37 protein-coding genes, 1 pseudogene and 1 riboswitch are annotated in these 24,391 nt (G+C 64.6%); of the genes and pseudogenes, 35 read left to right on the plus strand and 3 right to left on the minus strand.

Annotated elements, in window-relative coordinates; translation table 11 throughout:
- Positions 1-147: 147 nt before the first annotated feature.
- A riboswitch (cobalamin riboswitch) is annotated at positions 148-352 on the minus strand.
- 140 nt (positions 353-492) lie between these two features.
- A complete protein-coding gene (tuf, locus tag VEA80_RS12575; RefSeq protein ID WP_325061095.1) occupies positions 493-1,683 on the plus strand; it encodes an elongation factor Tu in 1,191 nt (396 codons plus the stop codon).
- Positions 1,684-1,811: 128 nt separating this feature from the next.
- Here tuf and VEA80_RS12580 read toward each other — a convergent pair whose 3' ends face one another.
- Positions 1,812-2,573: a hypothetical protein gene (locus tag VEA80_RS12580; RefSeq protein ID WP_325061096.1), complete on the minus strand. Its 762-nt coding sequence runs from the start codon at positions 2,571-2,573 to the stop codon at positions 1,812-1,814.
- Positions 2,574-2,826: 253 nt separating this feature from the next.
- Here VEA80_RS12580 and VEA80_RS12585 point away from each other — a divergent pair, with 253 nt between their 5' ends.
- The 24 genes and pseudogenes from VEA80_RS12585 to VEA80_RS12700 all read left to right on the plus strand — a co-directional run bounded on the left by VEA80_RS12585 (position 2,827) and on the right by VEA80_RS12700 (position 15,975).
- Positions 2,827-3,810, plus strand: a complete 984-nt coding sequence (locus VEA80_RS12585; RefSeq protein WP_325061097.1) for a GIN domain-containing protein — start codon at positions 2,827-2,829, stop codon at positions 3,808-3,810.
- 348 nt (positions 3,811-4,158) lie between these two features.
- Positions 4,159-4,473: a 30S ribosomal protein S10 gene (gene rpsJ / locus VEA80_RS12590; RefSeq protein ID WP_325061098.1), complete on the plus strand. Its 315-nt coding sequence runs from the start codon at positions 4,159-4,161 to the stop codon at positions 4,471-4,473.
- 5 nt (positions 4,474-4,478) lie between these two features.
- Positions 4,479-5,285 (plus strand): 50S ribosomal protein L3, encoded by an 807-nt coding sequence (rplC, locus tag VEA80_RS12595; RefSeq protein ID WP_325061099.1) that lies wholly within the window; start codon positions 4,479-4,481, stop codon positions 5,283-5,285.
- Positions 5,286-5,293: 8 nt separating this feature from the next.
- Positions 5,294-5,914, plus strand: a pseudogene (gene rplD / locus VEA80_RS12600) (50S ribosomal protein L4); the annotation flags it as partial.
- Positions 5,915-5,985: 71 nt separating this feature from the next.
- Positions 5,986-6,282, plus strand: a complete 297-nt coding sequence (locus tag VEA80_RS12605) for a 50S ribosomal protein L23 (RefSeq protein WP_325061101.1) — start codon at positions 5,986-5,988, stop codon at positions 6,280-6,282.
- Positions 6,282-7,118 carry a 50S ribosomal protein L2 gene (gene rplB, locus VEA80_RS12610; protein ID WP_325061102.1) on the plus strand — a complete coding sequence of 279 codons (837 nt, stop codon included), beginning with the start codon at positions 6,282-6,284 and terminating at the stop codon, positions 7,116-7,118. The genes VEA80_RS12605 and rplB overlap by 1 nt, the downstream gene beginning before the upstream one ends.
- A gap of 5 nt (positions 7,119-7,123) precedes the next feature.
- Positions 7,124-7,402 carry a 30S ribosomal protein S19 gene (gene rpsS / locus VEA80_RS12615; RefSeq protein ID WP_325061103.1) on the plus strand — a complete coding sequence of 93 codons (279 nt, stop codon included), beginning with the start codon at positions 7,124-7,126 and terminating at the stop codon, positions 7,400-7,402.
- Position 7,403: 1 nt separating this feature from the next.
- Positions 7,404-7,802, plus strand: coding sequence for a 50S ribosomal protein L22 (rplV, locus tag VEA80_RS12620; protein ID WP_325061104.1), 399 nt, complete (start codon positions 7,404-7,406; stop codon positions 7,800-7,802).
- The gene (rpsC, locus tag VEA80_RS12625; RefSeq protein ID WP_325061105.1) at positions 7,802-8,608 is read left to right on the plus strand and encodes a 30S ribosomal protein S3; all 807 of its coding nucleotides are present in this window, start codon (positions 7,802-7,804) and stop codon (positions 8,606-8,608) included. The genes rplV and rpsC overlap by 1 nt, the downstream gene beginning before the upstream one ends.
- A gap of 6 nt (positions 8,609-8,614) precedes the next feature.
- Positions 8,615-9,031 (plus strand): 50S ribosomal protein L16, encoded by a 417-nt coding sequence (gene rplP, locus VEA80_RS12630; RefSeq protein ID WP_325061106.1) that lies wholly within the window; start codon positions 8,615-8,617, stop codon positions 9,029-9,031.
- Between the two features lie 3 nt (positions 9,032-9,034).
- A complete protein-coding gene (gene rpmC, locus VEA80_RS12635) occupies positions 9,035-9,244 on the plus strand; it encodes a 50S ribosomal protein L29 (protein ID WP_325061107.1) in 210 nt (69 codons plus the stop codon).
- Between the two features lie 4 nt (positions 9,245-9,248).
- Positions 9,249-9,488 carry a 30S ribosomal protein S17 gene (rpsQ, locus tag VEA80_RS12640; RefSeq protein WP_325061108.1) on the plus strand — a complete coding sequence of 80 codons (240 nt, stop codon included), beginning with the start codon at positions 9,249-9,251 and terminating at the stop codon, positions 9,486-9,488.
- 4 nt (positions 9,489-9,492) lie between these two features.
- A complete protein-coding gene (rplN, locus tag VEA80_RS12645) occupies positions 9,493-9,861 on the plus strand; it encodes a 50S ribosomal protein L14 (RefSeq protein WP_325061109.1) in 369 nt (122 codons plus the stop codon).
- Positions 9,861-10,181 (plus strand): 50S ribosomal protein L24, encoded by a 321-nt coding sequence (gene rplX, locus VEA80_RS12650; RefSeq protein WP_325061110.1) that lies wholly within the window; start codon positions 9,861-9,863, stop codon positions 10,179-10,181. Before rplN ends, rplX begins: the two co-directional genes overlap by 1 nt.
- Before the next feature lie 127 nt (positions 10,182-10,308).
- A complete protein-coding gene (rplE, locus tag VEA80_RS12655) occupies positions 10,309-10,839 on the plus strand; it encodes a 50S ribosomal protein L5 (protein ID WP_325061143.1) in 531 nt (176 codons plus the stop codon).
- 49 nt (positions 10,840-10,888) lie between these two features.
- The gene (rpsN, locus tag VEA80_RS12660) at positions 10,889-11,194 is read left to right on the plus strand and encodes a 30S ribosomal protein S14 (RefSeq protein WP_325061111.1); all 306 of its coding nucleotides are present in this window, start codon (positions 10,889-10,891) and stop codon (positions 11,192-11,194) included.
- A gap of 14 nt (positions 11,195-11,208) precedes the next feature.
- Positions 11,209-11,604, plus strand: a complete 396-nt coding sequence (gene rpsH, locus VEA80_RS12665) for a 30S ribosomal protein S8 (protein ID WP_325061112.1) — start codon at positions 11,209-11,211, stop codon at positions 11,602-11,604.
- Between the two features lies 1 nt (position 11,605).
- A complete protein-coding gene (rplF, locus tag VEA80_RS12670) occupies positions 11,606-12,139 on the plus strand; it encodes a 50S ribosomal protein L6 (protein ID WP_325061113.1) in 534 nt (177 codons plus the stop codon).
- Positions 12,140-12,142: 3 nt separating this feature from the next.
- Positions 12,143-12,508, plus strand: a complete 366-nt coding sequence (gene rplR, locus VEA80_RS12675; RefSeq protein WP_325061114.1) for a 50S ribosomal protein L18 — start codon at positions 12,143-12,145, stop codon at positions 12,506-12,508.
- A 10-nt stretch (positions 12,509-12,518) separates the two neighbouring features.
- Positions 12,519-13,211: a 30S ribosomal protein S5 gene (rpsE, locus tag VEA80_RS12680; RefSeq protein ID WP_349257255.1), complete on the plus strand. Its 693-nt coding sequence runs from the start codon at positions 12,519-12,521 to the stop codon at positions 13,209-13,211.
- 3 nt (positions 13,212-13,214) lie between these two features.
- Entirely contained in the window at positions 13,215-13,412 is a 198-nt protein-coding gene (gene rpmD / locus VEA80_RS12685) for a 50S ribosomal protein L30 (RefSeq protein ID WP_325061115.1), read from the plus strand.
- Between the two features lie 100 nt (positions 13,413-13,512).
- Positions 13,513-13,998, plus strand: coding sequence for a 50S ribosomal protein L15 (rplO, locus tag VEA80_RS12690; protein WP_325061116.1), 486 nt, complete (start codon positions 13,513-13,515; stop codon positions 13,996-13,998).
- 64 nt (positions 13,999-14,062) lie between these two features.
- Positions 14,063-15,412: a preprotein translocase subunit SecY gene (secY, locus tag VEA80_RS12695; RefSeq protein ID WP_325061117.1), complete on the plus strand. Its 1,350-nt coding sequence runs from the start codon at positions 14,063-14,065 to the stop codon at positions 15,410-15,412.
- A complete protein-coding gene (locus tag VEA80_RS12700; RefSeq protein WP_325061118.1) occupies positions 15,409-15,975 on the plus strand; it encodes an adenylate kinase in 567 nt (188 codons plus the stop codon). The genes secY and VEA80_RS12700 overlap by 4 nt, the downstream gene beginning before the upstream one ends.
- A 254-nt stretch (positions 15,976-16,229) precedes the next feature.
- Here VEA80_RS12700 and VEA80_RS12705 read toward each other — a convergent pair whose 3' ends face one another.
- The gene (locus VEA80_RS12705) at positions 16,230-16,793 is read right to left on the minus strand and encodes an NAD(P)H-dependent oxidoreductase (RefSeq protein ID WP_325061119.1); all 564 of its coding nucleotides are present in this window, start codon (positions 16,791-16,793) and stop codon (positions 16,230-16,232) included.
- Between the two features lie 47 nt (positions 16,794-16,840).
- Here VEA80_RS12705 and VEA80_RS12710 point away from each other — a divergent pair, with 47 nt between their 5' ends.
- The 9 genes from VEA80_RS12710 to VEA80_RS12750 all read left to right on the plus strand — a co-directional run bounded on the left by VEA80_RS12710 (position 16,841) and on the right by VEA80_RS12750 (position 22,609).
- Positions 16,841-17,284, plus strand: coding sequence for a helix-turn-helix domain-containing protein (locus VEA80_RS12710; RefSeq protein WP_325061120.1), 444 nt, complete (start codon positions 16,841-16,843; stop codon positions 17,282-17,284).
- A gap of 115 nt (positions 17,285-17,399) precedes the next feature.
- On the plus strand, positions 17,400-17,780 hold the full coding sequence (rpsM, locus tag VEA80_RS12715) for a 30S ribosomal protein S13 (protein ID WP_325061121.1): 381 nt from the start codon (positions 17,400-17,402) through the stop codon (positions 17,778-17,780).
- Positions 17,781-17,792: 12 nt separating this feature from the next.
- Positions 17,793-18,182, plus strand: a complete 390-nt coding sequence (gene rpsK, locus VEA80_RS12720; protein ID WP_066774332.1) for a 30S ribosomal protein S11 — start codon at positions 17,793-17,795, stop codon at positions 18,180-18,182.
- Between the two features lie 69 nt (positions 18,183-18,251).
- On the plus strand, positions 18,252-19,271 hold the full coding sequence (locus VEA80_RS12725; protein ID WP_349257256.1) for a DNA-directed RNA polymerase subunit alpha: 1,020 nt from the start codon (positions 18,252-18,254) through the stop codon (positions 19,269-19,271).
- 83 nt (positions 19,272-19,354) lie between these two features.
- The gene (rplQ, locus tag VEA80_RS12730) at positions 19,355-19,774 is read left to right on the plus strand and encodes a 50S ribosomal protein L17 (RefSeq protein WP_325061123.1); all 420 of its coding nucleotides are present in this window, start codon (positions 19,355-19,357) and stop codon (positions 19,772-19,774) included.
- A gap of 112 nt (positions 19,775-19,886) precedes the next feature.
- On the plus strand, positions 19,887-20,354 hold the full coding sequence (locus VEA80_RS12735; protein ID WP_325061124.1) for a VOC family protein: 468 nt from the start codon (positions 19,887-19,889) through the stop codon (positions 20,352-20,354).
- Positions 20,351-20,686, plus strand: coding sequence for a metalloregulator ArsR/SmtB family transcription factor (locus tag VEA80_RS12740; RefSeq protein WP_325061125.1), 336 nt, complete (start codon positions 20,351-20,353; stop codon positions 20,684-20,686). Before VEA80_RS12735 ends, VEA80_RS12740 begins: the two co-directional genes overlap by 4 nt.
- Positions 20,683-21,153: an SRPBCC domain-containing protein gene (locus tag VEA80_RS12745; protein ID WP_325061126.1), complete on the plus strand. Its 471-nt coding sequence runs from the start codon at positions 20,683-20,685 to the stop codon at positions 21,151-21,153. The genes VEA80_RS12740 and VEA80_RS12745 overlap by 4 nt, the downstream gene beginning before the upstream one ends.
- 184 nt (positions 21,154-21,337) lie before the next feature.
- Positions 21,338-22,609, plus strand: coding sequence for a Do family serine endopeptidase (locus VEA80_RS12750; RefSeq protein WP_325061127.1), 1,272 nt, complete (start codon positions 21,338-21,340; stop codon positions 22,607-22,609).
- A 32-nt stretch (positions 22,610-22,641) separates the two neighbouring features.
- Here VEA80_RS12750 and VEA80_RS12755 read toward each other — a convergent pair whose 3' ends face one another.
- Positions 22,642-23,052 (minus strand): VOC family protein, encoded by a 411-nt coding sequence (locus VEA80_RS12755; RefSeq protein ID WP_325061128.1) that lies wholly within the window; start codon positions 23,050-23,052, stop codon positions 22,642-22,644.
- 34 nt (positions 23,053-23,086) lie between these two features.
- Here VEA80_RS12755 and VEA80_RS12760 point away from each other — a divergent pair, with 34 nt between their 5' ends.
- A complete protein-coding gene (locus VEA80_RS12760; RefSeq protein WP_325061129.1) occupies positions 23,087-24,391 on the plus strand; it encodes a replication-associated recombination protein A in 1,305 nt (434 codons plus the stop codon).

Below are 24,391 nucleotides of genomic sequence, written 5' to 3' on the forward strand. Positions count from 1 at the left end.
AGTTGCGCATGGGAGCTTTCCCCTTATGCAACGCGCATCGGCCCCTGCGGCGCGTCTCCAAGCGACGAGCGGGGCGCAAGAAGGCGCGGGGCCGCCCGCGTCGCTGCTACGGAAAGCTCCGGTTCGTTCGGCTGGACCCGGCCGGCGAACGAGCGACGTGCGGCGGCAGGTCTCCTGGCTCACGGCTCGATCGCGTTTCCGCCGCCTTCCCAACCGGAGTTCCGGATAGTGGCGTTGTGGCGGAGCGCTCGCCGTTTACAGTTGCGGGCACAGCCGCGGGTTAGGGGTGGAGGCCCCGCACCGCGTTCCCATTTGACGTCCTGGTTGGACGACCGTCGCGCCGCTGCTTCTAGCCGCGACTCAAACGTCCGCCAAGCCGCATGGGGCTTGACGTAGCCATAGGCGCGGCTAAAGACCCGCACCTTACGCGCGCTTCGGCTGGGCCTAAGCGCCGACCAGCATTTTTGGACGCCGGAGAGACAGGACCTCACAATGGCCAAGGAAAAGTTTGAGCGGACAAAGCCGCACTGCAACATCGGCACGATCGGCCACGTCGATCACGGCAAGACCACGCTCACGGCGGCCATCACGATGACGCTGGCCAAGAAGGGCCAGGCCAAGGCCATGTCGTACGCCGACATCGACGCCGCGCCGGAAGAGAAGGCGCGCGGCATCACGATCAACACGGCGCACGTCGAGTACGAGACCGAAAACCGCCACTATGCGCACGTCGACTGCCCCGGGCACGCCGACTACGTGAAGAACATGATCACGGGCGCCGCCCAGATGGATGGCGCCATCCTGGTCGTGTCGGCCGCCGATGGCCCGATGCCGCAGACGCGCGAGCACATCCTGCTCGCCCGTCAGGTCGGCGTCCCCGCGCTGGTGGTGTTCATGAACAAGGTCGACATGGTCGACGACCAGGAACTCCTGGACCTCGTTGAGATGGAAGTGCGCGAACTTCTGTCCTCGTACGACTTCCCGGGGGACGACATTCCGATCGTGAAGGGCTCGGCTCTCGCGGCGGTCGAAGGCCGTGACGCGGCCATCGGCGAAGACGCAATCATGGGCCTCATGACCGCCGTCGACACCTACATCCCGCAGCCGGAGCGTCCGATCGACCAGCCGTTCCTGATGCCCGTCGAAGACGTATTTTCGATCTCGGGCCGCGGCACGGTCGTCACCGGCCGCGTCGAGAAGGGCATCGTAAAGGTTGGCGACGAAGTCGAGATCATCGGCATCCGGCCGACCGTGAAGTCGACCTGCACGGGCGTCGAAATGTTCCGCAAGCTGCTCGACCAGGGCCAGGCCGGCGACAACATTGGCGCGCTGCTGCGCGGCATCGACCGTGAAGGCGTCGAGCGCGGCCAGGTTTTGGCCAAGCCCGGCTCGATCACGCCGCACAAGAAGTTCGAAGCGGAAGTGTACATCCTGACGAAGGAAGAAGGCGGCCGCCACACGCCGTTCTTCACCAACTATCGTCCGCAGTTCTACTTCCGCACCACGGACGTCACCGGCATCGTTCAACTGCCGACTGGCGTCGAAATGGTCATGCCGGGCGACAACATTAAGATGTCGGTCGAACTGATCTCGCCGATCGCGATGGATCAAGGCCTCCGATTCGCCATCCGCGAAGGCGGCCGCACCGTCGGTTCGGGCGTCGTGGCGAAGATCCTCGAGTAATCTTCAGCTCGCTCTGAAAATGCGAAGGGCCGCTCTGACGAGCGGCCCTTTTGCTTTGCCGGAAAGCTGCAAAAAGAAACGCCCCGGCCGGAGCCAGGGCGTTGTAATGTGCAAACGAGTTTGATGTTTTACCAAACGCCGTAGGTGCGGCTGACGAGGCCCGTCGGGGTCGAGAACGGCGTCGCGTTGTTGCGATCCTGCAGCGTGCCGCCGCCGAAATTCCAGCGCGCGCCGACAGTGAAGGTGTTGGACTCGAGGTCGATGTCCTCGATCTCAAATGAATTCCATCCAAGTGTGATGCTCACCGGCGCACTCCAAGGTTGGAACTCGCCGTTGATGCCGAAGCTGAAAGAGTCGGCGTCCAAGCCGCCGCCATCGACGTTGCCTGTGCCGGCGAAAGCGCCGATGCGCATGTTCGGCGACGTGTAGAAGTTCACGCCCGCATCGAAATTCCAAACATCCCAGTCCGTCAGGAATTCGGACTCGCCCATCGTATAACTGGCGAAGATGTTGCTGTTCGGGCTGGTGTCGAACATGGCCTCGAGGCCGTAGGTCGTGTCTTCGGCGTCGGCGTCATCGACCTGAGTCTGAGCCGCCATCACGCCTAGCTTCCAAGCGCCGCCGTCCCAATACAGGTGGCCGTTGATATCGTAGAAGTCGACATCACCGCCGCCGGCGTCGATGTTGCCGACGCTGCCGCCGATCTGGCCGCCCCAGCTGCCGTGGTTCCAGCCGAACGCGCCCTCGCCCTGCCACTTGTCGGCGTCGGTGTCGCTGCCGAAAAAGTCGATGTTCGTGTTGCCGTACTCGGCGCCGAGATAGCCCTGAGCGGCCGCCGGCGTCGCCATCATCATTGCGGCCGCAGCCGCCAAAAGCGCTGTCTTCTTCATGTTTGCTAACCCCTGGAGAACCGGCGATTGGCCGGGCGCAGCGTGTCCCTGCCCCTTTGTGGTAGCGTGGTTAACGCGGCTTCGGAAAAGCAATCGGTCGGCGTTGGGTGAAATCTCGGTTACGTGTGCGGGGAAAACACACTCCCAGGTTTCACCTTACGAGGATATTCATGAAACGCGGATGCATCCGGCGCGCCCGCTCGGGGCATCAAAGTGAAGAATGACGCCGTGAGCCGGCGCGAGGGAGAAGTCGATGGAGCGCTTCGTTTTCGTCACCGCGATCGTGGTTGCGGTCATATTCGGCATTGGCGCTGTGTTTGGCAGCGGAAATTTCATCAGCTTCGACATGGACGGCGACGGCGGCACGGCGCCGATCGTGGAAACAACGGCGGGCCGGCTTGAGCCGCAGGTCTATTCGGGCGGGGAATTGCGCTTGAAACATCTGGCCGCCGTTGTCACCATTACCCCGGAAAACCGTTCCGACTACCTCATCGAGATCAGCAGCCCTGGCGGCACGCCCATGCCGACGGTGACCGCGGAGGAGGGCCGCGTCACCATCGATGGCCGGCTTCGTGGCCGCATTTCAGGCTGCACCGAAGACGGCGGGGCCCAGTTGCGCGGCTACGAAAACGTCACCGCCGCACAGCTTCCGCGCATCGTCATCCGCGCGCCTCGGGCGCTGACGATCAACCGCAATGGCGCAGGCAGCACGGACATTGCCGCTGCCGAGGCTGTTGATCTCGACCTCGCCGGCTGCAGCACAGCCACCCTGGCCGACGTGGCCGATGCGCTCGACCTTGAGGTTGCTGGCTCGGGCCGGGTCCGGGCGGGGGCCGCACGGCGCCTCAGTGCGGATGTGGCAGGCAGCGGCGACATCAGCATCGGCTCCGTCTCGGAGGGCGCCGACATCGATCTCGCTGGCTCCGGCACGGTCACCATCGCGTCGCTCTCGGGTGATCTCTCGGCAGACTCCGCGGGATCCGGCAGCGTGGTCGTCCAAGGCGGCGCCGTGACGCTGGCGAGCGTAGATTTGGCCGGCTCCGGCGACGTCACCATCACCGCGCCGGTGCAGACGCTGAACGTCTCGATCGTCGGTTCGGGCGACGTCGCGGTAGCAGGCGCGGTCGGCGACATAGAGGCGGATATTGCCGGCTCCGGCGACGTCACGGCGCAGTCCGTCACCGGCAGCGTCAGCAAACACATCATGGGTTCGGGCGACGTGCAGGTGGGGCGCTAAAGCCCCATCTGCGACAAGCGCGCGGCGGCGCAAAACGCGCCTTGACGCCCCCGATTCAGCTCTGTAGGACACGCCCCTTCGAGCCGGCCGTAAGCTTAAGCTTAGACGCGGTTCGCACCTAACGCGGGCAGCATCCCCCAATTCGTCCAGCAGGGACAAGCGGGGTTGACGCGCGGGACCGAAGGTCCCGTAAGGCCTGGGTTTTTTGCGGATCTCCCGTCTTTAGGCAGCCGTTCGGTTTGAAGCGGCGCAGAATTCGTCGGCGCGGCCAGAGGCTGCGTCGTCGTGTTTTGCGTCTTGGGCGCAGCTTCTGCGCTTTCGGGAATTCGAGTTCGGGAAGACTTGGCGATGATGCAGCAAAATATCCGGATCAGGCTCAAAGCCTTCGATCACCGCACGCTCGACATGTCGGCCAAGGAGATCGTGTCGACGGCAAAGCGCACCGGCGCCACCGTGATCGGTCCAGTGCCGCTGCCGACGCGCATCGAGAAGTTCACCGTCAACCGTTCGCCGCACGTCGACAAGAAGAGCCGCGAGCAGTTTGAAATCCGCACGTTCAAGCGCGTGCTGGATATCGTCCAACCGACGCCGCAAACGGTCGACGCGCTGATGAAGCTCGACCTCTCCGCCGGCGTCGACGTTCAGATCCAAGTGCTGGGTTGATAGCGATGGCTCAAGACCAATCCCGTCGCACCGGCGTCATCGCGCGCAAGGTCGGCATGATGCGTGTCTTCGGTGAAGACAACGCGCACATTCCGGTCACCGTGCTCGATCTCGCGGGCTGCCAAGTCGTCGGCCGCCGCACCGTGAACGCCGAGGAGTTCAAGAACTCCGCTGGCGAGGCGGTGGCGCTGAAGCCGAAGAAGTCGCGCAAGAATGAAGGCAAGGAAGCGCCGGCGCACGAAGCCAAGGCCGACGGCTACGCCGCCGTTATCCTCGGCGCGGGCGCTGCAAAGGCCAAGAACAAGGCGCAAGCCGAGCGCGGCCAATTCGCCCGCGCCAAGGTCGAGCCGAAGGCTGTCGTGCGCGAATTTCGCGTCAGCGAAGACAACTTGCTGCCGGTCGGTGCGGTGATCTCGGCCGAGCATTTCGTGCCGGGCCAGAAGGTGGACGTCTCCGGCATCACCATCGGCAAGGGTTTCGCCGGCGCCATGAAGCGCTGGAATTTCGGCGGTCTGCGCGCCACGCACGGCGTCTCGGTCTCGCACCGTTCGCACGGCTCGACCGGTCAGCGCCAGGATCCGGGCAAGGTCTTCAAAGGCAAGAAGATGGCCGGCCACCTCGGCGACGAACGCGTCACGACTCAAAATCTGCAAATCGTCCGCGTCGATACCGAGCGCGGACTTTTGTTTGTCCGCGGTTCTGTGCCGGGCGCCGAAGGCGGCTGGGTGGAAGTGCGCGACGCGGCCAAGTCCGCGCTGCCGAAAGAAGCGCCGAAGCCGGCCGGTCTGCGCCAGCAAGCTGCGGCTGAGTGAGGACGATTATGAAGTTCGACGTTCAAACTCTAGATGGCAAAAAGGGCGGCTCCGTCGATCTCGACGACGCTGTTTTCGGCATCAAGGAAGTCCGCGCCGACATCCTGCAGCGCATGGTGAAGTACCAACTCGCCAAGCGCCGCGCCGGCACGCACAAGACGCTCTCGCGCGGCGAAGTCGCCCGCTCGCATTCGAAGATCTACAAGCAAAAAGGCACGGGCCAAGCGCGCCACGGCGCCGCCAACGCGCCGATTTTCCGCGGCGGCGGTCATGCGCACAACCGCCTGCCCCGCGATTACTCGCACGATCTGACGAAGAAATTCCGCGCGCTCGCGCTGCGCCACGCGCTGTCGGCCAAGGCCAATGCGGGCGACCTCGTCATCATCGACGCGCTGACGCTGGCCGAAGCCAAGACCTCGTCGCTGAAGAAGTCGCTGGCGAACCTGAAGCTCGAGAAGGCGCTGTTCATCGCCGGCGTTGAAGTCGATGCGAATGTCGCGCGCGCCGCGCGCAATATCCCGCACATCGACGTGCTGCCGAACGCCGGCCTCAACGTTTACGACATCCTGCGCGCCGACAAGCTCGTGCTGACGCAGGACGCCGTGAGCGCGATCCACGATCGCTTCAAGGGCAAGACCGGCGAAGCCAAGCCGGCGCCGAAAAAGCGTGTGGCGAAGAAGACTGAAGAAGGGGCGGCGGCATGAGCGCGCTCAAGCACTACGACACCATCATCGCGCCGGTGATCACGGAAAAGGCGACGCTGCTTTCCGAGCAGAACAAGGTCGTCTTCCGCGTGCCGCTAAGCGCGACGAAAAAGGACATCAAGGAAGCTGTCGAAGCTCTCTTCAAAGTCAAAGTGGGCGCGGTGAACACCATTGTCCGCAAAGGCAAGACGAAGAACTTCCGCGGCATCCCGGGCAAGCGCTCCGACCACAAGAACGCGGTCGTGACGCTGCTCGACGGCTACTCCATCGACGTGACGACGGGGCTCTCGTAATGGCGCTCAAGACTTTCCGCCCGACCTCGCCGGGTCGCCGCCAGCTCGTGATCGTCGATCGCGCCGAGCTGCACAAGGGCGCGCCGGTGAAGGCGCTGACCGAGGGGCTCACCAAGTCCGGCGGCCGCAACAACATGGGCCGCGTCACAGCGTTCCGTCACGGCGGCGGCCACAAGCGCACCTACCGCACCATCGACTTCAAGCGCCGCAAGTGGGGCATGGAGGCGAAGGTCGAGCGGCTCGAGTACGACCCGAACCGCACAGCGTTCATCGCGCTGATCAAGTACACGGACGGCGAACTTGCCTACATCATCGCCCCGCAACGCCTGAAGGCGGGCGACACGGTGGTCGCCGGCGAGCGCGTCGACGTGAAGCCCGGCAACGCGATGCCGCTGAAGTCGATCCCGGTCGGCACCATCGTGCACAATATCGAGCTGAAGCCGCTGAAGGGCGCGCAGATGGCGCGTTCGGCTGGCACCTACGCGCAAGTCGTCGGCCGTGACGCCGGATACGCGCAGTTGCGCATGGCGTCGGGCGAAGTTCGCATGGTGCCGGACGTCTGCATGGCGACAGTCGGCGCGGTGTCGAACCCGGACAACATGAACGAAGTATGGGGCAAGGCCGGCCGAACCAAGTGGCTGGGCCGCAAGCCGAGCGTTCGCGGCGTCGCCATGAACCCGGTCGACCACCCGCACGGCGGCGGTGAAGGCAAAACCTCGGGCGGCCGCCACCCGGTCACCCCGTGGGGCAAGAAGACGCGCGGTCCGAAGACCCGCAAAACCAAGCCGTCGGATCGCCTGATCGTCCGTCGTCGTCACTCGAAGAAAGTGAGCTAATCGAGATGCCGCGTTCTGTTTGGAAAGGCCCGTTCGTCGACGGTTATCTGCTCGCCAAGGCCGAGAAGGCCTCTGGCTCGGGCCGTCGCGAGACCATCAAGACCTGGTCGCGCCGCTCCACCATCATGCCGCAATTCGTCGGCCTCACCTTCCAAGTGCACAACGGCAAGCAATTCACGCCGGTGCTCGTGAGTGAGGACATGGTCGGCCACAAGCTCGGCGAGTTCGCGCCGACGCGGAACTATTTCGGCCATGGCGCCGACAAGAAGGCCAAGAGGAAGTGAGATGAGCAAACCGAAGGCTCCTCCGAAGCAGGCCTCGAACGAGTCGCGCGCAGTGCTGCGCACGGTTCGCATCAGCCCGCAAAAGCTCAATCTGGTCGCTCAGTCGATCCGTGGCTTGTCCGCCGAAAAGGCGGTCAACGAATTGCGCTTTTCGCAAAAGCGCATCGCCAAGGATGTGCTGAAGTGCCTGAAGTCGGCGATCGACAACGCCGAGAACAACCACGGCCTCGATGTCGACGGCCTCGTGGTGGCACAGGCGCATGTCGGCAAGAACATCACCATGAAGCGCATGCACACCCGCGCCCGCGGCCGCGGCGTGCGCATCGAGAAGATGTTCTCCCAACTCACCATCGTGCTTCGTGACACCACGAAGCAGCCCGAAACCGCTGAGGCCGCGTAATGGGTCAGAAAGTCAATCCGATCGGTCTGCGCCTCGGCGTCAACCGCACCTGGGACTCGCGCTGGTACGCGAACACCAAGGATTTCGCGCGCCTGCTCCACGAGGATCTCGCGATCCGCAAGTTCGTGCGCGAAAAGCTGAAGGCCGCCGGCGTCTCGAAGATCATCATCGAGCGTCCGCTGAAGAAGTGCCGCGTCACGATCTTCACCGCGAAGCCGGGCGTCGTCATCGGCAAGAAGGGCACTGATATCGAGAAGCTTCGCAAGGACCTCGCGAAGATGGCGCCGGGCGCCGAAGTGCACCTGAACCTCGTCGAAGTCCGCAAGCCGGAAACCGATGCGAACCTGGTCGCTGAAGGCGTGGCCCAGCAGCTGGAGCGCCGCGTTGCGTTCCGCCGCGCCATGAAGCGCGCGATGCAATCGGCCATGCGCCTCGGCGCGCAGGGCATCCGCATCAACGTGTCGGGGCGTCTGGGCGGCGCGGAAATCGCGCGCATGGAATGGTACCGCGAAGGCCGCGTGCCGCTGCACACGCTGCGCGCCGATGTCGATTACGGCTTCGCCGAAGCCGACACCGCCTACGGCAAGATCGGCGTGAAAACCTGGATTTTCAAAGGCGAGATCCTCGAGCACGATCCGATGGCGCAAGACAAGCGCTCGCTGGAGACCGGCGAGAGCCGTGAGCGCCGCGACCGCGACGATCGCCCGCCGCGCGCGCGCGAAGACCGGCCGCCGTCCGGCGACCGTCCGCGCCGCGGCCGCCGTCCGCCCCGCGGCGGCGAAGAAGCTACGGACTCGGAAGGCTAACCCGCCATGATGCAGCCTAAGAAAACCAAGTTCCGGCGCGCCCACAAGGGCCGGATCAAAGGCAACACCAAGGGCGGCAGCGCGCTCAACTTCGGCCAATTCGGCCTGAAGGCGCTGGAGCCGAACCGCGTCAACGCGCGTGAGATCGAAGCGGCCCGCCGCGCGATCACGCGTGAGATGAAGCGCCAGGGCCGCGTGTGGATCCGGATCTTCCCGGACGTGCCGGTTTCGAAGAAGCCGGTCGAAGTCCGAATGGGCTCCGGCAAGGGCGCGCCCGAGTTCTGGGCCGCGCGCGTCGCGCCCGGGCGGATCATGTTCGAAGTCGACGGCGTGCCGGAAGCGGTCGCCCGTGAATCGCTGCGTCTGGGCGCGGCGAAGCTCTCGGTGCGCACCAAGATCGTCGCCCGGATGGAAGGTCTCTAAGCCATGGCCAACGCCGACATCAAAACCGTCCGCGACATGGACGAGGCCCGCCTCAAGGACGAACTGGCCTCGCTGAAGAAGGAGCAGTTCAATCTGCGCTTCCAGCAAGCCACCGGCCAACTCGAAAAGTCCTCGCGCATCCGCCAAGTCCGCCGCGCCATCGCGCGCGTGCAGACCGTGCTGCGCGAAAAGTCACCGAAAGCGAAAGTTTAAGCCCATGCCGCGCCGCGTGATGCAAGGAACGATCGTGAGCGACAAAGGCGACAAGACCGTCGTCGTGCAGGTTGAGCGCACCTACCTGCACCCGCTCCTGAAGAAGACCGTCCGCCGGTCTGCGAAGTTCCACGCCCATGATGAAGCCAACGCCTACAAGGCTGGCGACGTTGTCGAAATCCAAGAATGCCCGCCCAAGTCCAAGCTGAAACGCTGGGAAGTGGTCGGCCGCGTCGGAGCATGATGTCATGATCCAGATGCAAACCAATCTCGACGTCGCGGATAACAGCGGCGCCAAGCGCGTGATGTGCATCAAGGTGCTGGGCGGCTCCAAGCGGCGCTACGCCACCGTGGGCGACATCATCGTCGTCTCCGTGAAGGAAGCGATGCCGCGCGGCCGCGTTAAGAAGGGCGATGTCCGCAAGGCGATCGTCGTGCGCGTTTCGAAGGACATCAAGCGCAAGGATGGCTCCACCATCCGCTTCGATTCCAACGCCGCCGTGCTGATCAACAACCAGGGCGAGCCGATTGGCACGCGCATCTTCGGGCCGGTGCCGCGCGAGCTGCGCGCGAAGAACCAGATGAAGATCATCTCGCTCGCGCCGGAGGTGCTCTAATGGCCGCCCGCATTAAGAAGGACGACACCGTCATCGTCATCGCCGGCAAGGACAAAGGCCGCTCTGGCCGCGTCCTCAAGGTGCTGCCGGATGAGGACCGCGTCGTCGTCGAGGGCGTGAACCTGGCCAAGCGCCACACCGCGCCGAACATGGCCAATCCGCAGGGCGGCGTGATCGCCAAGGAAGCGCCGCTGCACATCTCGAACGTGGCGCTGCGCGATCCGAAGACCGGCAAGCCGACCCGCGTCGGCTTCAAGGTCAACGACAAGGGCCGCAAGGTCCGCGTCGCCAAGGGCTCTGGAGTTGAGATCGATGTCTAAGGACCCGAGAGAGGCCCAAAAGGCTGAGAACGCCGCTGCGAAAGCGGCGCGTAAAGCGGCGGCGGACAAAAAAGCTGCAGCGCCGGCGAAGCCGCGTGCGCCGAAGCCGGCCGATTACACGCCGCGCATGAAGCAGCGCTACACGAGTGAGATTCGCGCCAAGCTGAAGAGCGAGTTCAACTACACGAACGAGATGCAGATCCCGCGTCTCGAGAAGATCGTGATCAACATGGGCGTCGGCGAGGCGACCCAGGACTCGAAGAAGCTGACCTCGGCGATCGAGGCGCTGACGGCGATCTCCGGCCAGAAGCCGGTGGCGACGAAGGCTCGCAAGTCGATCGCCGCGTTCAAGCTGCGTGAAGGCATGAACGTCGGCGCGAAGGTCACGCTGCGCAAAGACCAGATGTACGAGTTCCTTGACCGTCTGGTCACGATCGCGCTGCCGCGGGTGAAGGACTTCCGTGGCCTCAACGGCAAGAGCTTCGACGGCCGCGGCAACTACGCGATGGGCATCAAGGAACACATCGTGTTCCCCGAGATCAACTACGACCAGATCGATCAGATCTGGGGCATGGACATCGTCGTCTGCACCACCGCACGGAGCGACGCCGAGGCCAAGGCCCTGCTGAGAGAATTCGATTTCCCGTTCCGGAACTGATCGCCGCAAGACGATCCACCCCGCGAACGCACCGGGAGAGAGTGAGAGTATGGCAAAGACGAGTGCAGTCGAACGCAACAGAAAGCGCGAACGCCTGGCGAAGCAGTACGCTGCCCGCCGCGCGAAGCTGCGCGCCGCTGCGTTGAACGAAGATCTGCCGCTGGAAGAGCGGTTCGCCGCGCGCCTGAAGCTGGCGCAGCTGCCGCGCAATTCCTCGCCCACGCGCATCCGCAACCGCTGCGAGCTGACGGGGCGCCCGCGTGCGTTCTACCGCAAGCTGAAGCTTTCCCGTATCGCGCTCCGCGAACTGGCCTCCAAGGGCCAGGTCCCGGGCATGGTCAAGTCGAGCTGGTAAGGGAGCGTCGATAGATGAACATCAACGATCCCGTCGGCGATCTGATCACTCGCATCCGCAACGCCCAGCTGCGCGGTCGTTCGAAACTCACGTCGCCGGCCTCGACGCTGCGCATGCGCGTGCTGCAAGTGCTGAAGGACGAGGGCTACATCCGCGATTTCCGCGCCATCGAGAACGGCGCGCACAAGGAAATCGAGATCGAGCTGAAGTACTTCGAAGGCGCGCCGGCGATCCATGAGATCCAGCGCGTCTCGAAGCCGGGCCGACGCGTCTATTCGTCGATCAAGGACCTGCGTCTGGTGCGCAACGGCCTTGGCATCTCGATCATCTCGACGCCGAAGGGCGTGATGAGCGACGCCGCTGCGCGCGATCAGAACGTCGGCGGCGAAATCCTCTGCGAGGTCTACTAAGATGTCCCGCCTCGGTAAGAAACCGATCCCGGCTCCGAATGGCGTCACCATCACGGTGAAGGGCCAGGACGTGAACGTGAAAGGCCCGAAGGGCGCGCTGAACTTCCGCGCGCACGACGACGTCGAGGTCGCGTTCGGCAACGGCGAGCTCTCGGTGAAGCCGCGTCACGAGACGCCGCGTGCGCGCGCGTTGTGGGGCACCACCCGCGCTGTTCTCGCCAATAACGTGAAGGGCGTCACCGAAGGGTTCGAGAAGAACCTGGAGATGACGGGCGTTGGCTATCGGGCGGCGATGCAAGGCAAGAACCTGCAGATGCAGCTCGGTTACAGCCACGAGATCGTCTACCAGCCGCCGGAAGGCGTGACGCTGGCGACGCCGAAGCCGACCGAAATCAAGGTCAGCGGCATCGATCCGCAAGTCGTCGGTCAGGCCGCCGCGGAAATCCGCTCGTTCCGCCCGCCCGAGCCCTATAAGGGCAAGGGCGTGCGCTACGCCGGCGAACGCATCCGCCGCAAGGAAGGCAAGAAGAAGTAAGCCATGGTCCGGAAACTCACTCCCACCGACCGGCGCGCTCAGCGCAACCGCACCCGGCTGAAGAAGCTCGCCGGCGAAGGCCGTCTGCGCCTCTCGGTCTTCCGCTCGTCGAAGCACATTTCGGCCCAGCTGATCGACGACGCGAACGGCGTCACCGTCGTGTCGGCCTCGACGCTCGACAAGGCCTTCAAGGACACGGGCAAGAAAAGCTCGGACAAGGAAGGCGCCGCCACTATCGGCAAGCTCATCGCCGAACGCGCGCTTGCTCAAGGCAAGAAAGCCGTCGTGTTCGATCGCGGCCGCTACGTATTTCATGGCCGGGTGAAAGCCCTGGCCGACGCCGCCCGCGAGGGCGGTCTCGAATTCTGAGGAAGTAGAGATGACGGACGAAACCGCAGGCGGCGGCGCCCCGGAAGGCACTGAACAACCGCGCAGCCGTGGTCCGCGTGGTCCGCGCCGCGGCGCAGGCGCCGGACGCGGCCCGGGTGGTGAGCGAGGCCCTCGCCGCGGTCAGCGCGACGCGCAGGGGACGGAGGAACGCGCCGAAGGCGAACTGGTCGATAAGCTGGTCGCCATCAATCGCGTCGCCAAGGTCGTGAAGGGCGGTAAGAACTTCGCGTTCGCGGCGCTCGTCGTCGTCGGCGATAAGAAGGGCCGCGTCGGCTTCGGCCACGGCAAAGCTCGCGAAGTGCCGGAAGCGATCCGCAAGGCGACGGAAGAAGCCAAGAAATCGCTCATTCGCGTGCCGTTGCGTGAGGGCCGCACGCTGCACCATGACGGCGCCGGCCGCTGGGGCGCGGGCAAAGTCATGCTGCGCGCCGCGCCGGCGGGCACCGGCCTCATCGCCGGCGGCCCGATGCGCGCCGTGCTTGAAGTGCTGGGCGTCTCCGACGTCGTCGCCAAGTCGAAGGGTTCGTCGAACCCGTACAACATGGTGCGCGCCACGATCGACGCGTTGAAGGAACAGAGCTCGCCGCGTCAGGTCGCCAACCGCCGCGGCCTCAAGGTTGCTGAGCTGGTCGGCCGCCGCAAGGACGGCGCGAGCCTCGGCGAAGTGCCGGCGGAGGGTTGATAGATGGCGCCGAAGAAGCAAGCCGCTGGGAAGATCAAAGTGCGCCGGGTCGGAAGCCCGATCCGCCGCGAGGACTCGCAGCGCCAAACGCTGCTCGGCCTCGGGCTGAAGCGCGCCAATCAGGTGGTTGAACTCGAGAACACGCCCGCCGTGCAGGGCATGATCCGCAAGGTCAATCACCTCGTCGAAGTCGTAGAATAAGTGAGTAGTGAGTAGGGAGTAGCGAATAGGGAACAACGCGAAAGTCGGGCGACCGCTATTCGCTATTCGCTATTCGCTATTCGCCTCGGAGCGTAGCGACATGAAACTGAACGAACTCGCCGATAACCCCGGCTCCACCAAGAAGCTGATGCGCGTCGGCCGCGGCGTCGGCTCGGGCAAGGGCAAGACCGGCGGCCGCGGCGTGAAGGGCCAAAAGTCCCGCCGCGGGGTCTCGATCAATGGCTTCGAAGGCGGACAAATGCCGATCCACATGCGCATGCCGAAGCGCGGCTTCAACGCGCTGAACAGCAAGACGACGCAGTGGATCAATCTGGCGACGCTCCAAAACGCGATCGATAACAAGAAGATCGATGCGAAGAACGAGATCACCGAGGACACGCTGGTCGAGGCCGGCGTGTTGCGCCGGAAGAAAGACGGCGTGCGTCTCCTTGCGCGCGGCGAGCTGAAAGCCAAAGTGAACATCACCGTTTCCGGCGCCTCCGCCGCGGCGATCGCCGCCGTGGAGAAGGCAGGCGGCAAGGTGACACTGCTCAATCCGCCTGCCGCGGACGAAGCAGCCGCCTAAGGTTCGCTCTCCGGACGGGGAGTATCCCGGCCTCGCCGGATAAGATTCGGAGCAGCGCGCCCTCATGGCTTCAGCCGCAGAACAACTCGCCGCCAACATCAACCTCGCGGCGTTCGCGAAGGCGACCGACCTCCAGAAGCGGATCTGGTTCACGATCATCGCGCTGATCGTCTACCGGATCGGCACCTTCATCCCGATCCCGGGCATCGATCCGGTCCGCTTCGCCGAGGCTTTCCAAAGCCAGGCCGGCGGCATCCTCGGCATGATGAACACGTTCGGCGGCGGCGCGATCGAGCGGATGGCCGTCTTCGCCTTGAACGTGATGCCGTACATCTCCGCCTCGATCATCATGCAGCTGATGTCGACGTCGGTGCCCTCGCTCGAGCGATTGAAGAAAGAGGGCGAAGTCGGCCGCAAGCAGATCAACCAGTACACGCGCTATCTCACGCTGCTGCTGGCGGTCGTACAGTCCTACGGGATTGCGATCACCCTTCAGACGGGGAACCTGGTGCTGGAGCCGGGCATCTTTTTCATCGCCTCCACAGTCATCACGCTGACGGGCGGCACGATGTTCCTGATGTGGCTGGGCGAGCAGGTGACTGCGCGCGGAGTCGGCAACGGCGTCTCGCTTATCATCATGGCCGGCATCGTCGCCGAATTGCCGCGCACGATCATGTCCACTCTGGCGCTCGCGCGCACGGGAGACATCAACGCATTCGCCGTGTTCGCGCTCATCGGCCTGATGGTGGCGGTGATCGTATTCATCGTCTTCATCGAGCGTTCGCAGCGCCGCCTGGTCGTGCAGTACCCCAAGCGCCAGCAGGGCAACCGCATGTTCATGGGCGAAAGCTCGTTCCTGCCGCTCAAGATCAACACCGCCGGCGTCATTCCGCCGATCTTCGCCTCGTCGCTGCTGATGCTGCCGCAAACCATCATCGGCTTCGGCGGCATGGGCGCCAACCCGCCCGAATGGGCGGTGGTGCTGCAGACGTGGCTCGGTTACGGCACGGTCGGGCACCTGACGTTTTACGCCGTCGGCATCATCTTCTTCACGTTCTTCTACACCTCCATCATGTTCAATCCGGAGGAGACCGCCGACAATTTGCGCAAGTACGGCGGCTTTCTGCCGGGCATCCGCCCCGGCAAGAAGACGGCGGAATACCTCGATTACGTGCTGACGCGCCTCACCGTTATCGGCGCGGCCTACATCACCGCTGTCTGCATGCTGCCGGAAATCCTGATCACGGCTTACGCGGTGCCGTTCTATCTAGGCGGCACCTCGATCCTGATCGTCATTTCCGTCACGCTGGATACGGTGGCGCAGATCCAGTCGCACCTTGTCGCGCACCAGTATGAAGGCTTGATCAAGCGCTCGAAGCTGCGCGGCTCGGGCGGCGGGATCGTCAAGAAATGAATCTGATCCTGTTTGGTCCCCCTGCCGCAGGGAAGGGGACGCAAGCCAAGCGCCTCACGGCCGAACGCGGCTACGTGCAGCTTTCGACCGGCGACATGCTGCGCGCGGCGCGCAAGTCTGGCTCCGAGCTCGGCAATAAGGTCGCCGCGATCATGGATGGGGGTTCGCTCGTTTCCGACGAGATCGTGATCGAGCTGATCGAAGATGCGCTGGCGCAGAACAAGGGCGCTCCGGGTTTCATCTTCGACGGCTTTCCGCGCACGGTCGCGCAAGCCGAAGCGCTCGACGCCATGCTGGCCAAGCACGGCCAACAGATCGATTGCGTCATCCGCCTCGAAGTCGATCCTCAGCAGCTGATGAACCGCATCGCCAAGCGCTTCGCCGAAGAAGGCCGCGCCGACGACAATCCGGACGCGTACAAGGTCCGCCTCGACGCGTACTTCGCGCAGACCGCGCCGTTGGTGCCGTATTACGAGCAGCAGCGCAAAATCCGCAGCGTCGACGGCATGGCCGACGTCGAGACGGTTGCGCGCGCCATCGCCGCTGCGATCGACGCGCGCTGAGCGGCCCTTGAAGGTCTTCTACGTTCTCTTTGTCGGCAACTGCTCTTTGCTGCGGCGATGGGAATTTGGGGAGCTATCCAACTCCCAACCCCAGCGCAGGCCATGATGGGATTCGCGCTCATGGCCGGTCTACATCTGGCTCTGAATGCTCCGCATACGTCGCGCAGCACCTTCTGGCTGAGGGCAATAGCTGCCCTCAGCCTTCTTGTTTCATCGATGTTTTGGTTGATACCGGCGATACAGGAACGATCCGCTTAGAAGTTCAGCGCCGGAGCCTTCACGCGCGCGATCCAATCGCCGAAGGCATGCGTCCAGTCCTGCAGGAGCTTGTGCAAGCCTTCGTCGGCGATGGCGCCGTCCTTCAGCGTGTCGTCGCGGAAGTTCAGATAAATCTCCGGCTGCGCCATCACGCTTACGCCGAGCACCGACGCCACGCTGCGCAGCTGCGACTGCGCTGCGGCCGTGCCGACCGTACCGATGGTGGCGCCGACGATTGCGCCCGGCTTGCCGGCCCAGCTGTTCTTGCCCCAGGGCCGAGAGCCCCATTCGATCGCGTTCTTCAGCGCCGCCGAAAAGGTGCGGTTGTATTCAGGCGTGACGAAGAGAACCGCGTCGGCGCTTTCGATCTGCTGTTTGAAGCGCACGACGGCGGCAGGAAGCTCGGCCTCGCGGTCCTGATCGTAGAGCGGCAGCTCGCCGATCTCGACAATCTGCATGTCCAGCTTCGGCCGGGCCAGCTTGGTCAGCGCCTCTGCGAACTGGCGGTTCACGGAACCCTTGCGCAGGCTGCCGACGATGACGGCGACTTTGGTGGTCATTTTTGATCCCCTGGTAACAAACGGTGACCAGGGCTATATGAGAGCCCATGAAGAGCCCTCAAGAACGCACAGCCGCCTCACCAGGGCACATCCGTGTGTCTGATATCCAGTCTCACGACTGCCGCGCCGTCAGCGCCATCCTTTCGCGGATCGGCGACAAATGGAGCGTGCTGATCATCCAACGGCTCGGTGAGGGGCCAAGAAGGTTCAACGAAATCAAGCGTATGATCGGCGGCATCTCGCAACGCATGCTGACGCTCACGCTCCGGAACCTCGAGCGGGACGGCCTCGTCAGCCGCACCGTGACCCCCACCGTGCCGCCGCGGGTGGACTATGCGCTGACCGAACTGGGCCGCGACCTCCTGGTCCCTGTGTCTGCGCTCGGCCAGTGGGCCATCGCCCACACCCCTTGTATTGAGGCCGCCCGCGCCCGATTTGACGCTGCCGAGGCGGCGCAAACGCCGCATCAGGAGCGCGTTTCGGCTGGTTGACGCGGCATTTCGCCCCGCTATAACCGCCACCTTCGCGAACACCCAACGCGCGATGCCCCGCCGGCCAGGAGGCCGGGGCGGCGTCGCGTCTATTGCGTTTTGGAGCATTGGCCTCATGGCTCGTATCGCCGGCGTAAACATTCCGACCCAGAAGCGCGTCGTCATCGCGCTGCAATACATCCATGGGATCGGCAAACAGTACGCCAAGGAAATCACCGAGAAGGTGGGCATCGGCCCCGAGCGCCGCGTGAGTGAGCTCACCGATGCGGAAATTCTCCAGATCCGCGAAACCATCGACCGCGACTACACCGTCGAGGGCGATCTTCGCCGCGAGACCGCGACCAACATCAAGCGGCTGATGGATCTCGGCTGCTATCGCGGCCTGCGTCACCGTCGGGGCCTGCCGGTCCGCGGTCAGCGCACGCACACCAACGCACGCACCCGCAAGGGCCCCGCCAAGCCGATCGCCGGCAAGAAGCAAGCGACCAAGAAGTAAGGACACGCCGCGATGGCTAAGGAATCCACCCGCGTTAAGAAGCGCGAGCGCAAGAACATCGTCACGGGCGTCGCGCACGTGAACGCTTCGTTCAACAACACGATGATCACGATCGCCGACGCGCAAGGCAACACGATCTCGTGGTCGAGCGCCGGCACGATGGGCTTCAAGGGCTCGCGCAAGTCGACGCCGTACGCCGCGCAGGTCGCCGCTGAAGATGCGGGCCGCAAGGCGATGGAGCACGGCATGCGCACGCTCGAAGTGAACGTGTCGGGTCCGGGCTCGGGTCGTGAAAGCGCGCTGCGTGCGCTGCAAGCCGTGGGCTTCACGGTGACGTCGATCCGCGACGTGACGCCGATCCCGCACAACGGCTGCCGGCCGCCGAAGCGCCGCCGTGTCTAAGCGGCTGCGTCGTAGGAATTTATCGGGCGCGCGAGTAGCAACGCAGCGCCTCTGATTGGATAGAGCATGATGTCGATCGAAAAGAATTGGCTTGAACTCATCCGGCCGAAGAAGCCCGTCATTGAGCACGCGTATGACGCGGCCAAGCGGGCCACTCTGATCGCCGAACCGCTCGAGCGGGGCTTTGGCCTCACGCTCGGCAATGCGCTGCGGCGCGTTCTTCTTTCGTCGCTGCAAGGCGCGGCGATCACGTCGGTGCAGATCGACGGCGTCGTGCACGAGTTCAGCTCGATCCAGGGCGTCCGCGAGGACGTCACCGACATCGTGCTGAACCTGAAGCAGGTCGCCATCCGCATGCGCGGCGAAGGCCCCAAGCGCGTCATGCTGACGAAGACCGGTCCGGGCGAAGTGAAGGCCAGCGACATCCAAACGGTCTCCGATATGGAGATCCTGAACCCCGACCTCGTGATCTGCACGCTGGACGAGGGCGCTTCGCTCCGCATGGAGCTGACGATCAACAACGGCAAAGGCTACGTTCCGGCCGAACAGAACCGCCCGGACGACGCGCCGATCGGCCTCATCGCCATCGACTCGATCTACTCGCCGGTCCGCCGCGTCGCTTATCGCGTCGAGAACACCCGCGAGGGCCAGGTGCTCGATTACGACAAGCTGATCATCGAAGTCGAAACCAACGGCTCGATCCGTCCCGAAGACGCGATCGCCTACGCCGCGCGCATCCTGCAGGACCAGCTGCAGGTGTTCATCACGTTCGAAGAGCCGAAGCAGAAGAAGGAAGGCGGCGAGAAGCCGGATCTTCCGTTCAACCCGGCGCTGCTCAAGAAGGTCGACGAGCTCGAGCTTTCTGTGCGTTCGGCGAACTGCCTGAAGAACGACAACATCGTTTACATCGGCGACCTCATCCAAAAGTCGGAAGGCGAAATGCTTCGCACCCCGAACTTCGGCCGCAAGTCGCTGAACGAGATCAAGGAAGTGCTGGCTTCGATGGGCCTGCACCTCGGCATGGCCGTCGAGAACTGGCCGCCGGACAATATCGAAGATCTCGCAAAGAAGTACGAAGACCAAATCTAGGGATTGGATTTTGGGGATTGGGGATTGGGGTTCAGCTCCGTCCCAATCCCCAAATCCCCAATCCTCAATCCCGGGAAAGAACAATGCGTCACGGTTCAGGACATAAGAAGCTCAACCGCACGGCCAGCCACCGCCAAGCGATGTTCGCCAACATGGCGGCCTCGTTGGTGAAGCACGAGCAAATCGTGACGACGCTGCCGAAGGCGAAGGCGCTACGTCCGGTCGTCGAGCGTTTGATTACGCTCGCCAAGAAGGGCGACCTCGGCTCACGCCGTCTGGCGCTCTCGCGCATGCGCGACGAGACGCAAACCAAGAAGCTCTTCGAAACGCTCGCCCCGCGTTATCAGACCCGCGCCGGCGGCTACACCCGTGTGCTGAAGGCGGGCTTCCGTCATGGCGACAACGCGCCGCTTGCGGTGATCGAACTGGTCGATCGCGACGAAGCCGCGCGCGGCCAAGACAGTGGCCCGCGCCCGGAAGCGATCTACACCGACGAAGGCTGAGCCTCCCGAGGGTTTAAGTTCAACGGGCCGTCCTCAGGGGCGGCCCGTTTTCATTTGACTCGATATTTCCCGAAAAGTAGAAATATTGTGGCGTAGGGAAAGGAGGCCGTCAGTGTCCGACTATTATCGTCCCAAGGGGCTCTCCAGCGCCGTCAGTTACGTCGATCCGAACGCCGCCTTCCGCTGGCTGGAACAGGCGTTTGGTTTCGAGCCGCTGATGGTGATCCTCGATGAGAACGAGCAGATCGCCCATTCCGAGATGAAGTACGGCGATAGCGTCGTCATGATCGGCAGCGAGTGGAGCGAGAACCACAAGAGCCCAAAATCACTCGGCGGCATGAACACGCAGACTGTGCACGTTCAGCTCGCCAAGGGCGAGGACATCGACGCGCATTGCGACCGCGCGCGCAAAGCCGGCGCGGAGATATTGCAGCAGCCCGACACGCAATTCTACGGCGACCGCACTTATCGCGCCCGGGACCCCGAAGGCCACATCTGGACGTTCGGCGTCACCGTTGAGGAAAGCACGCCGGCGGACTGGGAGAAAGCCACCGGCCTTAAAACGCGAACCCGTCTGTGAGCGCCAAGCGCAGCGTCGACTCTACGCTCGCCGCGCTTGCCGATCCCTATCGTCGACGCGCGGTCGAACTGCTCGGCCAGCGCCCGCGCAGGGCTGGCGAACTCGCCGATGCGCTCGGCCTGCCGGCGCCGGCGATGAGCCGTCATTTGCGCGCGCTGAAACAAAGCGGTCTGGTCGAAGAAACCCATCCCACGTTCGACGCGCGGGTGCGCATCTACACGCTGAAGGAAGGCGCCATGGCCGACCTCAAGAAATGGCTTGCCGACACCGAACGGATGTGGAGCGATCAGCTTGCGTCATTCAAAGCGCACGTGGAAAAGAAGCGCAAATGAGCGCCGTCATCGTATCGCTCCGCGTGAAGGCGTCGCCGCGCGAGGCGTTCGATATGTTTACGCAAGAGATCGCGGCGTGGTGGCGGCCGAACGGCCTCTTTCAGATCACGCCCGGCGGCGACGGCGTGTTGCGCTTCGAGGGCGAAGAACGCCTGATCACGACGCTGCCCAACGGCAAGGCCTTCGAGATCGGATGCGTCACGAGCTGGCTCCCGGGCGAGCGCCTCGCCTTCACCTGGCGTCAAGCCTCGTTCTCCCCTGAGCAGCAGACGCATGTCGAAGTCCGCTTCGAACCGGTCGGCGATGAAACCCGCGTCACCGTCGAACACCGAGGCTGGGATGCGATCCCGCAGGGGCACGCTGCGCGGCATGGTTTCCCGCTGGCTGCCACGCAGATGCGGTTGGCCGAACACTGGCGCGCGCTGCTTGGCGCTCTTGCCGCCACACTCGTCGATGAGCGGCGATGATCGGCGCGCGCCGCCATGTTTCTGCCGCCTCAGGGCGCATGATCCGGCGCTGCAGGGTTTCGATCAGAGGGTAGGCGCCGTGACGCTCCACCGAGTTCCTTTCGGCCGAAGCGCCGCGGCTGCGGTATGCCTTGGCCTCGCTTTGTCTCCGCTTTCGGCCGACGCGCAGACGCGCAGCCCACCAGTGAGCCGCGCCGAGATGCAGCTCTCGTTCGCCCCGGTCGCCTCGCGTGCGGGCCCAGCGGTGGTGAACGTCTATGCGCAGCGCGTGGTGCGCAGCATGTCGCGCGATCCGTTCTTCGGCCGCTTCAGTGGCCCGCGCATGGAGCAGTCGCTGGGCTCCGGCGTCATCGTCCGGGAAGACGGCGTCATCGTCACCAACAACCACGTCATCGAGGGCGCGCAGTCCCTCAAAGTGGTGCTCGCCGACCGGCGCGAATTCGACGCCGAACTCGTCCTCGCCGATCCGCGAGTTGACCTCGCCGTGTTGCGGATCAACGCCGGCGGCGAACGTCTGCCGACGCTGTCCTACGCCAACACGGCCGACGCCCAGGTCGGCGATCTCGTGCTCGCCATCGGCAATCCGTTCGGGCTGCAGCAGACGGTCACCAGCGGCATCATCTCGGCGCTGGCGCGCACCGAAGTCGGCATCAGCGACTACGCATTCTTTATCCAGACCGACGCCGCCATCAATCGCGGCAACTCGGGCGGCGCGCTCGTCGACATGCAGGGACGCCTGATCGGCATCAACAGCGCCATCGCCTCCGAGAGCGGCGGCTCAAACGGGGTCGGCTTTGCCATTCCCTCCGAGATGGTGCGGCGTGTCGTGGAATCCGCCCTGTCCGGCGGCGACACGGTCGTCCGCCCCTGGCTCGGCGCGCGCATGCAGACGGTCACGTCCGATCTGGCGCGATCGCTGAGCCTGCCGCGGCCCGAGGGCGTGCTGGTGAGCGAGCTTTATCCGCGCTCGGCCGGCGAGCGCGCGGGTCTCAGAGCGAACGACATCATCCTCTCCGTCGGCGGCGTCGAGGTGCGCGACGAAGGCGCCGTGCGCTATCAGTTCGCGACGCAGCGCCCCGGCTCGCGTGTGCCGCTCGTCGTGCAGCGCAACGGCCGGCAGGTCACGCTGACCGCGCTCGCGGAAGCGCCGCCGGGCGGCGCGCCCGATCCGCATCTTCTCACCGGTCGGAACGCGCTGGCTGGCGTCCAAGTCGTTACGATGACGCCGGCCACCGCCGAGGCCGCGGGCCTCGACCCATTCAAGTCCGGCGTGATCATCCAGAACATCGACCGGCGAGCGCCGGCGGCTCGCATCTTGCGCCCGGGCGACGTCATATACGCCGTGAATGGGCAGGCTGTGCGTGATGCAGCCCAGCTCCAGCGCGCCCTGTCGCGGTCAACTACCGGCGTGATCGGCGTGGAACGGAACGGCCAGCGCGCGGAGTTCAGGTTCTAGGCGCCGCCCGGCGATACGCGGGAGACGTGCGCCTACTTCTTTACCGGCGAGCCGATCGACCACATGTGGCCGAACGGGTCCTTCACCTGGCCGTAGCGGTCGCCCCAGAACTGGTCAGCGAGCGGCATGACGATCTCTGCGCCGGCGTCGACCGCGCGTTTCCACCAGCGATCGGCGTCGTCAACTTCGAGATGGATGGTGACGCCGTCCGGCGGTGGTGATTCCACGCCGCCGCGAAACTCTGGGAAGTCGTCCGACAGCAGGATCGCGCCGCCATTGACGCGGAAGCGGGCGTGCATGATGCGCTCGCCGTCCTGGGCGTAGTTGCGAAACTCCTCGGTTGCGCCGAAGGCGCGGGCGTAGAAATCGAGCGCGGCCTTGCCGCCTTTGACCTTCAAGTACGGATAGACGCCAACGGGAATGGCGGATGTCGGTTCGGCCATCGTCTCTCTCCCTTGGAACGCTTATGTTCCGGCCATGAGCGATTTGTTCGAAGCCGCAGGTCTGGACCAGGGCGCCCCTACGCCACTGGCAGAGCGGTTGCGCCCGCGCAAGCTCGATGAGGTGGTCGGCCAGGACCATCTGTTGAAGCCGGAAGGCCCGATCGGCCGCATGGTGGCGCAGAAGCGATTGGGCTCGATGATCCTCTGGGGGCCGCCCGGCGTCGGCAAGACCACCATCGCGCGCCTGCTCGCGGAGGAGACCGGCCACGAGTTCCAGCAGATCAGCGCCGTCTTCTCTGGGGTCGCCGACCTGAAGAAGGCGTTCGAGACCGCCCGCGGCCGCCGCGCCAGCGGCATGTCCACTCTGCTGTTCGTCGACGAGATCCACCGCTTCAACCGCGCCCAGCAGGACGGCTTTCTTCCGTACGTGGAGCAGGGCGTCGTCACGCTCGTCGGCGCCACTACCGAAAACCCCAGCTTCGAGATCAACGCCGCTTTGCTCTCGCGCGCGCAAGTGTTCGTGCTGAAGCGCCTCGACGACGCTGCGTTGGAGCAGCTGTTGCAGCGCGCCGAAGCGCTGCTCGGCCGCAAGCTGCCGCTCACCGATGACGCGCGCATCGCGCTCACCAATCTCGCCGATGGCGACGGCCGCTATCTGCTGACGCTCAGCGAAGAACTGTTCGCGCTCAAAATCCCGCAGCCGCTCGACGCCAAGGCGCTTGGCGAACTGCTGCAAAAGCGCGCGCCCGCCTACGACAAGGATCGCGAAGAGCACTACAATCTCATCTCCGCGCTGCACAAAAGCATCCGCGGCTCCGATCCGGACGCCGCGCTCTACTGGCTCGCCCGCATGATCGACGGCGGCGAGGATTTGCTCTTCATCGCCCGCCGCCTCGTGCGCGCCGCCGCCGAGGACGTCGGCCTCGCCGATCCCACCGCGCTGCTGATCTGCAACGCCGCCAAGGACGCGGTCCATTTCATCGGCCCGCCCGAAGCGGAGCTCCACCTCGCGCAAGCCGTGATCCACCTCGCCACCGCGCCGAAATCCAACGCCGCCTATGTCGCCTGGAAAGCCGCGCGTCAGGCCGCGCGCGAAACCGGCGCGCTCGGCCCGCCCATGCACATCCGCAACGCCCCGACCAAGCTGATGAAGGATTTAGGCTACGGCTCCGGCTACGCCTACGACCACGACGCAGAGGGCGGCTTCTCGGGCCAGAACTACTTCCCGGACGAGATGCCCCGCCGCGAATTCTACACCCCCGAAGGCCGCGGCCGCGAAGGCGCGATCAAGGAGCGGCTGGAGCATTGGGCCAAGCTGCGCGCGGAACGGAAGGACTGA

Source organism: Vitreimonas sp. (assembly GCF_035627415.1).
Taxonomy (GTDB): domain Bacteria; phylum Pseudomonadota; class Alphaproteobacteria; order Caulobacterales; family Aquidulcibacteraceae; genus Vitreimonas.